Origin of the sequence: Streptomyces sp. ISL-87 (assembly GCF_018614095.1) — a bacterium.
GTDB lineage: Bacteria > Actinomycetota > Actinomycetes > Streptomycetales > Streptomycetaceae > Streptomyces.
This window is the reverse complement of sequence record NZ_JAGGOY010000067.1, coordinates 37,103-52,375: the sequence shown is the minus strand read 5'-3', so window position 1 is coordinate 52,375 and position 15,273 is coordinate 37,103. Positions and strand designations below refer to the sequence as shown.

The window sequence follows — 15,273 nt, the reverse complement described above, 5'->3', positions numbered from 1 at the left end:
CCCGCGAAGAACGGACCTAGCCCTTGTGACTGCGCCGGACTGCGCCGGGACCCTGCCGCCGTGGCGCACGGCGGCAGGGTCCCGGCCCGGTGATCAGCAGGCGTAGCCGTCGCGGTCGGGGTCGAGGCGCAGCGGGTCGCTGCCGTTGACCTTCATGCGCTTCGGGTACTTGTGGGAGGCCAGCCAGTCGCAGCGGGCCTTCGTCGTCTCCTTCACCTCCGCCGGGAAACGCGTCGGGACGCACAGGTTGACCGTGCCGTAGTGGCGGTCGCAGCCGGCCACGCTGGGCGCGACCGGTACCGAGTCACGCTTGGCCGGGTTGGTCTTCGGGGCCGCCTTCAGCGCGTCCGCGAAGTCGTGCACGTGCGGCGAGGGCTGGTCTCCCCCGACTGCGGTCTTGGCCAGGGCCGGCGCGCCGCCCAGGTGGACCCAGGTCGCGACCGACGGGATGCCGTTCGCGTCGACCCCGAAGAGCATGTACCAGCCGGGCGGGGCCAGGTTCGGGTTGCTGGTGACGTTGAGGTCGATCGTGGTGCTGTTGACCACCGTCATCGGCAGGTCGACGAACCGCTGGTTGGGGTCCGAGGAGTGCGTGACCGCCGCCGGACGGATCAGCTCCGCCTTGACGATCGGCCGGTTGACGGTGATCCGCTGCGTGTCCCCGTACACCCACTCCGTGTCGATCACCGAGGTGAGCTGCGGGCGCGCGCCCTTGAAGAGGTACGGCGGGGTGTAGATCGACACGTTGTTGTTGTACGTGCCGTTGCCCGGGTTGTCGCCGACCGTCATGACCCGGCCGTCGGGCAGCAGGAACGCGCCCGAGTGGTAGGTCCGCGGGATCGGGTCGGCGGGCAGGCCCGCCTGGTAGGTGTTGGACACCGGGTCGAAGAACGAGGCCTCGAACACCGGGTCGGCGCGGTCGTGCAGCCCGCCGCCGGTCTCCAGTACCTTGCCGTCGGGGAGCAGTACGGCCGAGACGTACATCTTGCCCTCGGCCCCGGTCTGCGGGCGCTTGACGCCGCCCACGTCGACCAGACCCTGCGGCAGGTCCGGGCCCGCCGTGTACGCCGGGCTCGGGGCCTTCAGGTCGATGAGCTCGGTGAGCCGGTTCGCCGCCGGATTGGACTCGTTGTTCCCGCCGCCGATGGTCAGGACCCGTTGGTCCTGCGCCGGAGGCAGCAGCACGCTCGCCGACTCGTCGCGCTCGTCCTTCTTCCGCAGCCCGGGCACGTCGGTGACGGTGTTGGCGTTGTAGTCGTAGACGGACGCGCCGCTGCCCTGTGTGCCGTTGCCGAAGGTGTGGCTGCCCGAGTAGAAGAGCCGGCCGTCCTGCATCAGGATCATCGAGGGGTACAGACCCCAGTACGACCAGGTCTGGTTGACCTCGTTCATCGGCAGCCACTTGCCTTGCGCCGCCGAGAACTTCTCCGCGGTCACATTGCCCGTCGAGTCCTCCTTCAGCCCGCCGAAGGAGATCACGTCGCCGTTGCCGAGTTCCGTCGCCGACGGGTACCAGTGCCCGCCGTTCATGTCGTTCGTCTTGATGTACTTCTCCGTCGCCGGGTCGAAGATGTACGAGTCCTTCAGCCCCTGGTAGCCGATCTTGCCGTCGGCGGACGGGTAGCCCTTGTTGCCGCTCATCACCAGCACCCGGCCGTCGGACAGCTGCACGTGGCCCGAGCAGAACATGTCCACGGGCGTCGGGATCGTCTTGAAGGAGCCGTTCGCCGGATCGTAGACGGCCGAGGTGAAGGTCCCCGCGTTGAACTGGGCGATGTCGTTGCCCGAACCCGCGATCAGCAGCACCTTGCTGTTCTTCAGCACCACCGCGTGCATCGAGCGCACCGGGTTCTTGGCCGGGATCACCTCCCACTTGCCCTTGGCGCACTCCTCGGCCGTGCCCGTGCAGCCGGGCTGCGGCGGAACCGCGCCCACCTCCTCCAGCGCGTAGTCGTCGGTGGTGAGCGTGCCCACTCCGTAGACCGACAGCCCCCACGCGATCTTGTCGGTGTTGGGCGGTACGGCGGGCGTACGGACCGCCGTGCGCGCCCACGCCGCGCTGACCGGCGGATTCTGCAGGTCGGTCCAGTACTGCCAGCCCGCCGCGGTGTCGTGCCGGAACACGGTCACCGACACGTCCGGGGTGTTCGACTTGTACCAGGCGGACAGGTCGTACTGCTTGCCCGCCACCACCGTGGGGGCGCAGGTGGCGTTCTCGGTGACCAGGGCCTTGCGGTCGCCGTCCACCCGGCGGGTGAGGGAGACCTTCATGGCCTTTGTGCCGTTGTGCGCGTCGGCCACGGTGGCGAAGGTGAAGTCGTTGTCGCCCCAGCCGGATTTGGACCAGCAGGCGGGCATGTCGGAGCCGGCCGCGCCGGCGGTCTCGAAACCGGGATTGGTGAGCAGATTGGGCGGTCCGGCCGTGGCCTGCTGCGGTGCGGTGAGCAGCAGGCCCGCGGTCATCGCCCCGACGGCGAGCAGCGCGGCCCGCCGCCCCGCCCTCCGCCGGATGGTCAGACGCATGGACATGTTCCCTTCTGTCGTGCCGGTGCGGTGCCGGTGCGGCTCAACTCCCGCTGGTACGTCCTGACCTGCGCGGGAGGTAGACGAGTGCCTCGGTGGCCGCGAACCGGAGCACGAACGTGGTGACCAGCGCGAGCGCGGTGGCGGGCAGCACCGCCATGCCGAACTTGCCGACGAACACCGCGATCAGCGGGATCCGCAGCAGCAGATCGGCGTTGGCGAGCAGCGCGAACCGCCCGACCCGGTCCGCCCAGTGGCGGTGCCGGCGCCGGTCGCGGAAGAGGAGGGCCTCGATGAGGACGAAGTTCCAGAGCACTCCGGCCTGATTGGCGACGATCTCGGCCGGCAGGTAGTGCATCCCGGCGTGCGTGAGCAGCCACAGCGCGACCAGGTTTGGGACGAAACCGGAGAGCCCGATCAGCCCGAAGCCGATCATCCTGGCCACCGGGGTCGCCGAGCGCAGCGCCGCCAGGTGGGTGAGGAAACGCAGCCCCTCCCGGGCGGTGGACTTGGACTCCCCCGCGTACCGGTCCTGGAAGACGAACGGCACCTCGGCGACCTTCGCGGGACGGCAGCGCACCGCCAGCTCCAGCAGGATCTTGTAGCCGAGGGGGCGCAGGGCGTCGGCCGTCACGACCGAGCGGCGCATCGCGAAGAAGCCGCTCATCGGGTCGCTGATACCGCGCAGGGCGCGCGGGAAGAGCCCCTTGGTGAGCCAGGTCGCTCCGCGCGAGACGGCGACGCGGTAGCTCCCGGCGAGTCCGGCCCGGCTGCCGCCGGGGATGTAGCGGGAGGCGACGACCAGGTCGGCGCCGGTGCGCTCACCCTCGCCGACGAGTTCGGGGACCAGGTGCGGCGGGTGCTGGAGGTCGGCGTCCATCACGACGATCCAGTCCGTCGCCGCCCGCTCCTTACCAATGGCCAGCATCCCTTCGACGACGGCTCCGCCGAGGCCGCCCTCGGCCGTCTCCCGGTGCAGGACCGCCACCGGAAAAGGGCATTCGGAGGCGGCCTTCTCGATCACCGCCGGGGTGTCGTCCGTGGAGTCGTCCACGAACAGCACCTCGCAGGGCAGGTGCGCGGGGAGGGAGCCGGCCAGCCGGCGCAGCAACTCCTCCACGTTCCCCGCCTCGTTGAAGGTCGGGATGATGAGGGTGACGCTGCCCGGGGCGGGATCGCCGGCCGGTTCCAGGCCGGTCGGTTCGAGCAGGGCCGGAGCAGACAGTTCCGGTTCGCCCAGGGCATGCGGGGGCCACAGGTCTTCGCTCACGGTGGCTCAGCTCCCACTCTCGCGGTCGGTCCGGCGTATCTCGATGCGGTCCTCGCCCGTCCCGAAGACGGCTACGGCGGTCGAATGCTCCAGTGCGGCCTTCACGTTGGGCAGGTTCACCGCGTCGCGGCGCACGGTGGGCGAGGAGACGACGTAGTCGATGTCCCGCCAGCCGCGCGGCAGGGTGTTGGTGACGGCGGGGTCGAGGTCGGCCTTGTAGAACCAGATGGCGCCGGGTCCCGGCTCGAAGCCGTGGTGGACGGCGTCCAGCCACAGCGCGTCGTCGACCAGCACCCGGGTGTGGGCGGGGTCGGGGACCTCGCGGCCGAGCCAGGCCGCAGCCTGCCGGTACGGGGCGTTCGCGTCGACGGTGAGCGCCGTGCGGTTGCCGTCGTACCAGCGCGGCAGGACGTACACCGCGGCGGACACGGCGAGTACGCCGACCAGCGCGCGGCGTCCGAGGACGAGGGCCCTGCCCTCCCCGGCCGTGCGGCGGCGGCGCAGCACGGCGTGCGTGACGCTTGCCGCGCCCCCGGCGAGGACCAGGGCGAGGAACGGCAGGGCCTGGATCACGTACATCGCCGGGAGGTAGCCGGAGGGCCGCATCGCGACGAGCCCGAGGATCACGGCGGCGAGCGCGGGCCCGGCGAGCGCGCGGGCGGTGACGGACCAGCGGTAGGTGGCCAGCAGCAGGACCGCGCCGGCCAGCCCGCCCAGGGGCAGGACGGTGTCGTAGTAGAGCCAGGACCGGAAGACGCCGTGCGCGCCGGAGCCGGGGTCGAGGATGAAGCCGGAGCCCGGGCGGCTCATCTGGTACGTGATGCCGTCGATGAGCGAGACATGGCCCGAGCCGGGCAGCAGCTCGGTGTTGAGCAGCGCGTACAGCGGGTACGACAGCCCGATCAGTGTGCAGGCGGTGATGGCGCCGGTGACGGCGAACTTGCGGGTGTCGCGGTGGCTGTGGCGCCACATCGTCACCAGCAGCGCCGGGAGCACCACCAGCATCGTCTCCTTGGTCAGGACGGCGGTGGCGGCCGCCAGTCCCGAGCCGAAGTGGTGCCAGAGGTGGCGGCTGGGGGACGCGGCCAGGCAGAACGCCAGCAGCATCCACATCACCGCGAGGTTGTCGAGGAAGATCTCCCGCTGGAGGACCACGGACAGCGGGGAGAGCCCGAAGAGGCCCATCGCGAGACCGGCGGCCCAGCGCGGCAGCCACAGCCGGCGCGCGAGTACGTACATCAGCACCGAGCTGACGGCGGAGACGGCGAGCATCGAGAACCGCATCGGCGCGACGGTCATCGAGTCGGGCACGAAGAGGGACGGCAGGTACGTCAGACCCGCGATCTGGATCCAGCCGAGCGGCGGGTGGTCGTACCAGTACGTGTAGTGCGCGAGCCCGTCGCCCTGCTGGACCGCCCACGCCTGGGCGAGGTAGGTGCCCTCGTCGTCGCTCAGGGTCGGGAAGTTGGTGATGTTCCAGCCCTGCACCAGGACGATCGCGAGGAGCAGGGCGCCGCAGAGGAGCAGGTCGGGGCGGGAGGAGCGGAAGCGCACGAGCGGCCTGGCCGGGGCGGGCGGGCGCACTCCGAGGCCGCCGGCGACGCTGCGCGGGGCGGGGACGAGGGTGGCGGTCGCACCGGGCTGGGGATCAGTGGCCGTGGGCAGGGTGGCGGTCACTGGTGGCTGTCCTCTCGGGTCGCGGTGGCGGTGGACGCGGAGACGGCGGGAGCGGTGGTGCCCGCGGTGACGGCGGCGGGCGCGCCGGAGGCGATCGCGGCGGCAGGCGCGCCGGAGGCGATCGCGGCGGCGGGCGGGCCGGCCCCGATGGCGGCGGTGGCCTTGGAGGCGGCGGTGAGGTGCGCCCCGGTGTGGCTGGTCAGCTCCCACTCGTTGCGGCCGCGCTGCTCGCGCCACACCGCGCGGATCGCGGCGCCCGCCAGCATCACCTGGTAGAAGGGGCCGCCGATGACGAGCTTGACGTAGTGGACGAACCGGACGCGCAGGCCGTACTGGCGGCCGAAGTCGTGCAGGCCGACGATCTCGAAGACGAAGGTCACCATCGCCGTGATCATCGGGAGGAACGTGATGATCGCGATGCCGACCGGCACATCGAGGAAGACCGCGATGGCGAAGTTCAGCGGGATGATCACACCGGATGCCGCCTGCATGAACGGCGTCATCAGCGTGTAGCGGGCCAGCCAGCGCTGACCACGGCCGGGCAGCTGCTGCCAGTCCTTCTTCCGGTAGACCTGGAGGAAGCCCTGGTTCCAGCGGGTGCGCTGCTTGAGCAGGCTCATCAGCGAGCCCGGCGTTTCCTCCCGGGTGACCATGTCGGAGTCGTACGCGACGACCACCTTCTTGCCGGTCGAGGACAGCCGTACACCCAGATCACAGTCCTCGGCGAGGCAGTTCTGGTCCCAGCCGCCGGCTTCGCGCAGTACCTCGGTGCGCACGAAGACGGTGTTGCCGCCGAGCGGGATGAACCCCTTCTCGGCGTGCAGGTGCAGCCGGGAACGAAACCAGAAGAAGTACTCCAGGCAGTTGCGCAGGCTGTACCAGCTGGAGTGGAAGTTGATGAGCTGGACCCCGCCCTGGACCACGTCGGCGCCGGTGGCCCGGAAGGCGTGGTCGACGTGCGCGAGCAGCTCCGGGTGGACCTGGTCCTCGGCGTCGAAGACCCCGACGATGTCGCCCCGGCAGTGCGGGAGGGCGGTGTTGAGCGCCTTGGGCTTGTTCTTGGTCTCGTGGTGGTCGACGACGACCCGTACCCGCTCGGACGCCCGGGCCGCGGCGCGCTCGGCCACGGCGGCGGTCTCCGGATCGTCGTGTCCGACGATGACGATGATCTCGTAGTCGGTGTGGCTCGATTCGAGCAGCCGGTCGATGGTGTGCTCCAGCACCGCCTGCTCGTGGCGGGCGGGCAGGAGCAGGCTGAAGGCCAGCCGGCCTTCGCCGTCGGGCCGGTCGAAACGCGTCGAGGCGAGCGTCTCGGGTGTGCGCCACGCGTGCATCTGCCACCAGAGGGTGAACGCGGCCATCCAGAAGAGCGCCAGCGAAACGGCAGAAATGAACACAGATGTGTACAAACTGTCCCCCACAGACATGCCGCAACCCCAGGCGGCGATCGTCAAACCCCCCGGAGGCTCAAGGCGGGCCCCCGGCCCGCCGCCCCCGCCCTCGATGCGCACCCCCCAGTGCGCCGACTCGGTGAATCCCGGAGCCACGAGACTAGGCAGCGAAGGTGACGGCCGGGCGCTGCCCGGATAAAAACCACGTTTCCGAACCCACATATAAGCAACCGGAATTGACGGTACTCCGGGTACTTCAGGGGCGAACCGTACCCAACTGCTCCGCCAGTTCGACCGGATCGGTCGTAGGCCGCGCGCAGACGAAATGTCGACACACATACGCCGTAGGAAGGTCGTGCAGCAGTGTGCGCTCGGCCAGAAGGGGGAACTCCCCTCCACTGCCGTCCGCCGCACGCGGGAGACCGGTCGCCACCACAGCCCCAGGAGCCGTACCCAGCAACGCGGTCCGGTGCAGAGCCGCCCGCGCCGGATCGTCCAGATGGCCCACCACCGCCACCTCGCGGGGCCCGTCGAGGAGCGCCTCGGCGACCGCCAGACCGTGCCCGATGAAGCGCGGGGCGCGCGGACCGAGGGCGTGTACCACCCCGAGCGCCCTCTCGGCCGCGGTGCGGTGGGCCTCCGAGCCGGTGTGCGCGGCGTACGAGAGCAACGCCCCGGCGGCGGCCGTCCAGCCGGAGGGAGCCGCCGTGTCGGTGGGGTCCTGGGGCCGCCTGATCAGCTGCTCGGCGTCGTGCGCGGTGTCGTAGAGGGACCCGTCCTCGGCGGTGAACTGGTCCAGGACCAGGTCCACGAGGAACCCGGCGAACTCCAGCCAGACCCCCTCGCCGGTGACGGCCGCCAGCGCGAGGAACCCGTCGGCGACATCGCCGTAGTCCTCCAGCACCCCGGCGTTCGGCCCGACGCGACCGTCCTTGCTCGTCCGGGCCAGCCGGGCCCGGCCGGCCGCCACGTCGAAATGGACCCGTACCAGCAGGTCGGCGGCCTCGGTGGCGCGCTCGACGAGGTCGGGCCGGTCGAAGTACGCCCCGCACTCGGCGAGGGCGGCGATGGCCAGGCCGTTCCAGGCGGCCACCACCTTGTCGTCCCGCCCGGGCGCGGGCCGCCGGTCCCGCTCGGCGAGCAGCCGCTCCTTGACGGACTCCACCTTCTGCGCATCCACGGCGGGCCCGTCCTGGGGCAACTGCAGGACGGACTTCCCGTGCTCGAACGTCCCCTCCTCGGTCACCCCGAAGTACGCGGCGGCGAGCGCCCCGTCGTCCTCTCCGAGTACCTCGCTCAACTGCCCGGGCGTCCAGGCGTAGTACGCCCCCTCCACATGCGCGCCGGTCAGCGGATCCTCGCTGTCGGCGTCCAGCGCGGAGGCGAAGCCGCCCTCGCGGGTGCGCAGCTCCCGGACCATGAAATCAGCGGTCTCCAACGCCACGCGCCGTGCCATCTCCGACCCGGTGGCCCGCCAGAGATGCGCGTACACCCGGCACAGCAGCGCGTTGTCGTACAGCATCTTCTCGAAGTGCGGCACGACCCACTCCCGGTCCACGGAGTACCGCGCGAACCCGCCCCCGAGCTGGTCGTAGATCCCGCCCCGGGCCATGGCCTCACAGGTGTCGGCGGCCATCTGCAGAGCCCCCTCGCCCCCGGTCCGGGCGTGATGCCGCAACAGGAACTCCAGCACCATGGACGGCGGGAACTTCGGCGCCCCGCCGAACCCGCCGCGCACGGCGTCGTACTCCCGCGTCAGCCCGAGCAACGCCTGCGCGAGCTGCTCCGCCCCGGGCGTCCCGGCCTTCCCGTAGTCCAGCTGCCGCCCGGCCAGGTCCTGCACGATCCGCCCCGCCACCTCGGCCACCTCCTCGGGCCGCCCCACCCAGGCGGTCCGCACGCCTTCGAGGACCTGCATGAAGGAGGGCATCCCGTGCCTGGGCTCGGGCGGGAAGTAGGTCCCGAAGTAGAACGGCTCGGCATCGGCGGTGAGAAACACCGTCATGGGCCACCCGCCCTGCCCGGTGGCGGCCTGCACGGCCTCCATGTAGACCGCGTCGACATCGGGGCGCTCCTCGCGGTCCACCTTGATGTTGACGAAGTGCTCGTTCATGTAGGCGGCGGCCAGCTCGTCCTCGAAGGACTCGTGCGCCATGACATGGCACCAGTGGCAGGAGCTGTATCCGACGCTGAGGAGCACGGGCACCCCCCGCTCCCGCGCCTCCGCGAACGCCTCGGGCGACCAGGGCCACCAGTCGACCGGATTGTCGGCGTGCTGGAGCAGATACGGCGAGGTCTCGTTCGCGAGGCGGTTCGACATGGGGTCATCCTGCCCCACCTGGTGCCCCGGGCCGCATGACCCCGCCCGGACCACCCCTCCGAGCAGCCGCAACCCCACCGGACCGGCCGACAGCCGCCGCGGTCACCGTCACCGTCACCGTCACCGCCGCAGGAATGGGGCCAGGTCGCGGGTCCAGGGGTCGCGGGTCTGGGGCCAGGTGGGGGTGCAGGCGTGGGTGCGGGGGGCGAGGTCCGGGTGGCGGGTGGGGGACGCGGTGTGGAGGCGGCAGAGGTGGGCGGCGGCGCGGGCGGCGGGTGGGGCGTGTTCATCGGCGTCGGGGGCGGGGTCGGGGTCGGTTGCCGCCGCCAGGTCGTAGGCCTGGGCTGCCGTGCGGAGGGTGCGCTCGCCGGTGGGGCCCTGGCGGATCAGCATCAGTGCGGCGAACCCGTCGGCGGCGTCCTCCTCGGCGCGGTCCCCGTCGACCGGGAGGTGCAGGGCGTCGATGAGGGCGTGGCCCGCCTCGTGGTAGACGGTCTCGGTCAGGACGGCGGCGGCCTCCTCGTCCGCCGGGTGGTGGCCGGCCGACTCGAAGAGCTCCCGCTGCTCCGCGAGGTCGTCGTAGCAGAGCTCGATCTCCCGCGTCCCGGGGTCGTAGCCGGAGCCCTCGCCCGCGCAGGAGCGGGCGAGGACGGTGACTTGGCGGGGGAGGGAGAGGTAGGCGTTGAGGGCTTCCGTGGCCGTCTCCGCGACCTGGCGGTCCCGTAGGAGGCGGGCGTCGGCGGCGTCCGCCGGGTCCGGGTCCTCGTACCGCACCGCGAAGCCCCTGGCAGGTGGCTGCTGTTCGCACCCTGTGGTGGTGGAGAGGAGGGCCATGAGGGCCAGGAGGGCCGCCGTCGACGGCCGCGTTCTGTGACTTGCGCCCATTGTTTCACCCTACGTGGTGCGCCGCCGCGACTCGCCGGGCGTCGCCAACTGCCTTGGCGGGTCTCGGGTTTGTTCCCTCTGAACTAGCTCAGATTCCCTCGCGCTCCCGGGCGTCCCGGCGGACACTTGGGGCACGTTGCCGGAGCTCCCTGAGGAGGATGCCGATGCGGGACAGCCATCGCGGTGAGGCCGAGCGGCTGTTGGTGCGGGCCGTCGAGGAGGAAGTCCGGCGGGCGGCGGGGACGGGTGCGCCGGCTGACAGGGCGGCGCTGCTGGCGCGCGGCCGGGAGGCGTTGGACGGGCTCGCGGTGAGTGCGGCCGCCGAGTACGAGGCCTACGTGCGGGCGCTGGACGAGGCGGCCGCCGGGGACGAGTCCCTGGGTGAGGCGTTCCGGCGCGGGAACACCTCGACGGCCCTGCTGGTGACGGCCGTTGCGGCAGCCGCGGCCGTCGGGGCGGATCTGGCGTTGGGGGTGGCGCCGGGTACGGCGCTGACCGCGGGGGCCGTCGTCGGCGTCGCGGGGGCGGCGGCGACGGTCGCCAAGGTGACGGCCCTGCACCTGCCGGCCGCGAGCAGGCGGGCCGGGGCGCTGGGCCAGCCGGGCGGACCGGAGCAGCTGAGGCTCCAGTGGCTGACGGCGCTGGAGGTACGCGGGATACGGCCGTTCCTGGAACAGCAGCGTGCGGTGGCCGCGGCGGCGCGGGCGCCGCGGGCGGCCAGGGTGGTGAAGCAGGCCGCTCCGCAGTTGCGCGGGGGCGACCGGAGCGCGGAGGCTCGTCGGCGGAGTGCGCTGGAGCAGTCGTTCGGGCAACTGCCCCAGCCGGTGGGCGAGTTCGCAGGGCGGCGGACGGAACTGACCCGGATCGCGCAGTGGGTGCAGGCGGCCCGGGCCAGTACGGAGACCCGGCCGGTGGTCGTGGTGCTGCACGGCGAGCCCGGGGTGGGCCGTACGGCGCTGGCGCTGCGGGCGGCGCACGGGCTGCGGGACCAGTTCCGGGGCGCGTGCGTGGTGGACCTGCGGGGCGGCGAGGCGGCGGAGGCCCCGTTGTCGACGCGGGAGGCGCTGCTGCACCTGCTGAACCGGCTGGGCGCCCCGCGCGAGCAGCTGCTGTTCCGCGAGGGGGCGTCGGCGGAGCAGCAGGTACGGCGCCTCGGGGAGCTGTACCACCAGCACCTCCAGGGGCTGCCGGTGACGGTGGTACTGGATGACGCGGTGGATGCGGCGCAGGTACGGATGCTGGTGCCGGAGCGCTCCGACAGCCTGGTCCTGGTGACGGCGCGGGACCCGCTGGAACTACCGGCGGACCTGACGGCCTGGGTGCACCAGCTACCGGTGGAACGGCTACCGGATGACGAGGCGACGGAACTGGTACGCGCGGGGGCCGGGGCCGCGGGTGCCGCGGTTGCGGGGGCGGAGGGCAGGCACCTCGGGGCGGACACCGGGCGCGGTGCGACGGAGGCCGGGCGCCTCGGGGCCGACACCGGGCACGGCACGACGGACGCCCGGCGCCTCGGAGCGGACACCGGACGCGGTGCGACAGACACCGGACGCCTCGGAGCGGACGCCGGACGCGGCACGACAGACACCGGGCGCCACGGGACGGACGCCGGACGCGGCACGACGGACACCGGGCGCGGTGCGACGGAGACCGGGCGCCTCGGGGCGGAGGGCGCAGGCGCTGGGGCGGAGGCCGCGGGCGAGGTCCCGTACGGGGATGGCGGCCTGCGGGAACTCCTCGCGCTGGGCGCAGGGCTGCCGCTGGCGCTGCGGGTACTGGCCCCGCTCGCCGCGGCCGCCGGACCGGAGGGCGTACCGGGGCAGGTACTGGCCGGTGCCTCGCACCAGGACCAGGCCGCGCACCGGGCCCGGACGACCCAGGCCCAGGCCCCGCGCCAGGCGCCGGACTCGACCCCGGCCCAGACCCAGGCCCCGCGCCACGCCCCGCGCCAGGCGCCGGACTCGACCCCGGCCCAGACCCAGGCCCCGCGCCACGCCCCGCACCAGGCGCCGGACTCGGCCCAGACCCGGGCCCCGCGGCAGGCGCCGGACTCGACCCCGACCCCGACCCAGACTCAGGCCCTGGCCCAGACCCTGCCCGAGGCCCCCGCCGAGGCCCTGCAGCGCGCCCTGGATCTGGCGTACCTGCGTCTCCCCGACGAGCGGCGGCGGTTGTTGCGGCGGCTCACGCTGGCCGGGCGCGTCTCGCTCGGGCCGTCGGCCGCGGCGGCGTTGGCCGATGCGGATCAGGTGGAGGCCGGGCGGCTGCTGCGCGAGCTGGCGCAGGCGGGCCTGCTGGATCACGTACGCGGGGAGCGGTACCGGATGCACGACGCGGTGCGCTCCTACGCGGCGGCGCGCCTGACGGCCGACGAGGACCCGGCGGAGGCGGCGGCCGCGCACGAGCGGCTGATCCGGAACTACGCGCAGCTCGCGGACTCGGTGATCCGGATGGTCGACGGGAAGATGTCGACGCGGGCGAACCACTTCGGCGGGCACGGCTTCGCCTCGCTGGACGCGGCACTGCGCTGGCTGGACGACGAGTCGAGCTTCATCACGGCGGCGCTGCGGCATTCGGAGGGCGTGGACCAGCAGGCGGTCCTGGATCTGCTGGGCGCGCTCTGCGACTTCTGCCTGCTGCGCGGCGACCTGTACCGGCTCGGTGAGATCGACGAGCTGACGCGGGCGGTGGACCGGGGAAGGCTGGCGCGCTCGGTGCAGTGGCGTACGGGTATCGCGGCGCGCCAGCTGGGTGAGCTGGACAAGGCGCGGACCACGCTGACCTCGGTAGTCGACCAGTACATGGCGGCCCAGCAGGAGGCTGGCGCCGGCATGGCCCTGATCTCGCTCGGCATCACCCTGCACCACCAGGGTCAGCTGGAGGAGGCCGGGGCGCGGATCCGTGAGGCCCTGGTGCTCCAGGAGCCGGAGGAGCTGGCGGGCGACCGGGCGTGGGGGCTGCACGCGCTCGCGGCGGTCGAGCGGGACCTGGGACGCCTCGGGGAGGCGATGCGGCTGCTCGAGCGGTCGCTGGCCCTGCACCGGGAGAGCGAGAGCGTGCACGGTGAGGCGTGGGCGCATTTCCAGCTCGGCCAGGTGTATCTGCGGATCGGCGATGTGGGGCGGGCGGAGGCGGAGCTTCGGCTGGCCCTCGATCTGTACGGGCGCACGCGCGACGACCGCGGTGAGGCGTGGGCGCTGACCCAGCTGGGCCGGGCCCGGGTGCTGGACGGGGATCCGGGTCCGGCGGTGGAGCGGCTGCGGGAGGCGCTGGCCCGGCACCGCGAGGCGGAGGACGCGCGCGGGGAGGCGTGGACGCTGTACCACCTCGGGCAGGCGCTGGAGGAGGGCGGCGAGCTCGACCAGGCGGTGCGGGAGCTGGAGCGCGCCCGGACCATGTTCTCGCGGATGCGGGACGTGTACGGGCTGGCGCACGCCCGCCACCACTCGGGCCGGGTTTCGCGGGACCAGCGGGCGGCGCAGACGGGGAACCTGCGGAACTCCGGGTTCGCCCGCCAGCTGCTCGTCGACGCGCGGGCGGATTTCCGGCGGATCGGGCTGGCGCACGGCGAGGCGTGGACCTGCCTGGAGCTGTCGGTGGTGGACGCGGGCAACGGCCGGGTGTCGCAGGCGCTGGGTCTGTGCGAGGAGGCGGTCCGGTTGTTCATCTCGTACGGGGACCGGCGCGGGGAGGACTGGGGCCGCTTCCTGCGGTGCACGATGCTGCCGTACGTCGTCCCCCCGGTGCCGGGCGCCCCGGAGGAGGCCCGGGCGGAACTGGCCCGGCTGGCGGCGTCCCCGCACCCGGCGCGGGACGCGCGGCTGGAGGACTGCCTGGAGACGTACGGGGTGATCCTCGGCCGGGGCGTGGACCCGGCGGAGGACTGGCAGGCGTGGCGCCTGGGCATGGTCCCGGCCCTCCACGCACGGGAGATCATGGGAGTCCCGCTGCCGCCCGCGTCCTGAGCGGCAGCGGCCCCGTGCGTCGTGCGGACCGCAGGCGCGCGGAAGCCGCCGCCCCGCCGGTGTACGGGAGGGCGGCGGTCACGTGCAGGGTCCTACGGGGCCCGGTCCGGGGACGGCGCGGCGGCCGGGTCGGGGGCCTCCTTGAAGTCCACCCGGCCCATGTGCCGGCTCATGGACTTCATCAGGCCCCACACCCCGAGGGCGAGGGCCGCGAACACGATGAACCCCAGGATTCCGGGGGTCACCTTGTTCTTGTCGAAGGTGTCACCCGCGAGCGGGAGGAGCTGCGTCAGTGCTGTGTGCGTAGCGCTCATAGCTACGCATTGTCCCGGATGCCCGCGAAGAGGTCGGACTCGGGGAGGGACGTGTCCACGAGCGACTTCGCCAGCTCGTACTCCTCCGTGGGCCAGACCTCCTTCTGGATCTCCATCGGGACGCGGAACCAGCCGCCGTCCGGGTCGATCTGCGTGGCGTGCGCGATGAGGGCCTTGTCGCGGATCTCGAAGAAGTCCGCGCAGGGCACGTGCGTGGTCAGGGTCCGCTCGGTGCGCTCGAACTCCTTCCAGCGCTCCAGCCACTCCCCGTAGGGGGATTCCATGCCGCGCGTGAGCAGCGCCTCGTGCAGGGCGAGGGTGCGGGGCTTGTTGAAGCCCTGGTTGTAGTAGAGCTTCCGCGGCTGGTACGCCGGGCCGAACTCGGCTTCCGGGTACTTCTCGGTGTCGGCCGCGCCGTCGAAGGCCACCATCGTGATCTTGTGGGTCATGATGTGGTCAGGGTGCGGGTAGCCGCCGTTCTCGTCGTACGTGGTGACGACCTGCGGCTTGAAGGCGCGGATCTTCGCCACCAGGCGGCCGGCGGCCTCGTCCACGTCGGCGAGCGCGAAGCAGCCCTCGGGCAGCGGGGGCAGCGGGTCGCCCTCGGGGAGGCCGGAGTCGACGTAGCCGAGCCACTCCTGCTCGATGCCGAGGATCTCGCGCGCCTCGTCCATCTCCTTGGCGCGGACCTCGTGGATGTTCTCCTCGATGTACTTGTCGCCCTGGAGCTTGGGGTTCAGCACCGAGCCGCGCTCGCCGCCGGTGCAGGTCACCACCAGCACGGGCACCCCCTCGGACACGTACTTGGCCATCGTGGCCGCGCCCTTGCTCGACTCGTCGTCGGGGTGGGCGTGAACGGCCATCAGTCGAAGCTGCTCGGTCAAGACAGGATCCTCTGTGATTCGTCAGCGTGGGCGGTTTCTATACT

The 15,273-nt window shown here is 72.5% G+C and carries 9 protein-coding genes; 1 reads left to right on the top strand and 8 read right to left on the bottom strand.

The features are described from left to right. Positions 1 to 93 precede the first annotated feature (93 nt). From J7I97_RS24920 to J7I97_RS24895, 6 genes are all read right to left on the bottom strand, one after another. The gene (locus J7I97_RS24920; protein WP_214938618.1) at positions 94 to 2,523 is read right to left on the bottom strand and encodes a galactose oxidase-like domain-containing protein; all 2,430 of its coding nucleotides are present in this window, start codon (positions 2,521 to 2,523) and stop codon (positions 94 to 96) included. A 43-nt stretch (positions 2,524 to 2,566) separates the two neighbouring features. After that, positions 2,567 to 3,793, bottom strand: coding sequence for a glycosyltransferase family 2 protein (locus J7I97_RS24915; protein WP_214938604.1), 1,227 nt, complete (start codon positions 3,791 to 3,793; stop codon positions 2,567 to 2,569). Between the two features lie 6 nt (positions 3,794 to 3,799). After that, on the bottom strand, positions 3,800 to 5,470 hold the full coding sequence (locus J7I97_RS24910) for an ArnT family glycosyltransferase (RefSeq protein WP_374195509.1): 1,671 nt from the start codon (positions 5,468 to 5,470) through the stop codon (positions 3,800 to 3,802). Continuing rightward, positions 5,467 to 6,879, bottom strand: a complete 1,413-nt coding sequence (locus J7I97_RS24905; protein ID WP_251059137.1) for a glycosyltransferase — start codon at positions 6,877 to 6,879, stop codon at positions 5,467 to 5,469. Before J7I97_RS24905 ends, J7I97_RS24910 begins: the two co-directional genes overlap by 4 nt. 238 nt (positions 6,880 to 7,117) lie before the next feature. Continuing rightward, positions 7,118 to 9,181, bottom strand: coding sequence for a thioredoxin domain-containing protein (locus tag J7I97_RS24900; RefSeq protein WP_214938602.1), 2,064 nt, complete (start codon positions 9,179 to 9,181; stop codon positions 7,118 to 7,120). Positions 9,182 to 9,301: 120 nt separating this feature from the next. Beyond that, positions 9,302 to 10,066 carry a DUF4344 domain-containing metallopeptidase gene (locus tag J7I97_RS24895; RefSeq protein WP_214938600.1) on the bottom strand — a complete coding sequence of 255 codons (765 nt, stop codon included), beginning with the start codon at positions 10,064 to 10,066 and terminating at the stop codon, positions 9,302 to 9,304. Between the two features lie 164 nt (positions 10,067 to 10,230). Here J7I97_RS24895 and J7I97_RS24890 point away from each other — a divergent pair, with 164 nt between their 5' ends. Beyond that, complete coding sequence (locus tag J7I97_RS24890; RefSeq protein WP_251059136.1) at positions 10,231 to 14,031, top strand: tetratricopeptide repeat protein; 3,801 nt, start codon at positions 10,231 to 10,233, stop codon at positions 14,029 to 14,031. A gap of 92 nt (positions 14,032 to 14,123) precedes the next feature. On the opposite strand, the gene J7I97_RS24885 is transcribed toward J7I97_RS24890, so the two are convergent. Both J7I97_RS24885 and mca read right to left on the bottom strand, forming a co-directional pair. Further along, positions 14,124 to 14,345 (bottom strand): hypothetical protein, encoded by a 222-nt coding sequence (locus J7I97_RS24885; protein WP_214938598.1) that lies wholly within the window; start codon positions 14,343 to 14,345, stop codon positions 14,124 to 14,126. A gap of 2 nt (positions 14,346 to 14,347) precedes the next feature. Beyond that, the gene (mca, locus tag J7I97_RS24880; protein WP_214938596.1) at positions 14,348 to 15,229 is read right to left on the bottom strand and encodes a mycothiol conjugate amidase Mca; all 882 of its coding nucleotides are present in this window, start codon (positions 15,227 to 15,229) and stop codon (positions 14,348 to 14,350) included. Positions 15,230 to 15,273 lie beyond the last annotated feature (44 nt).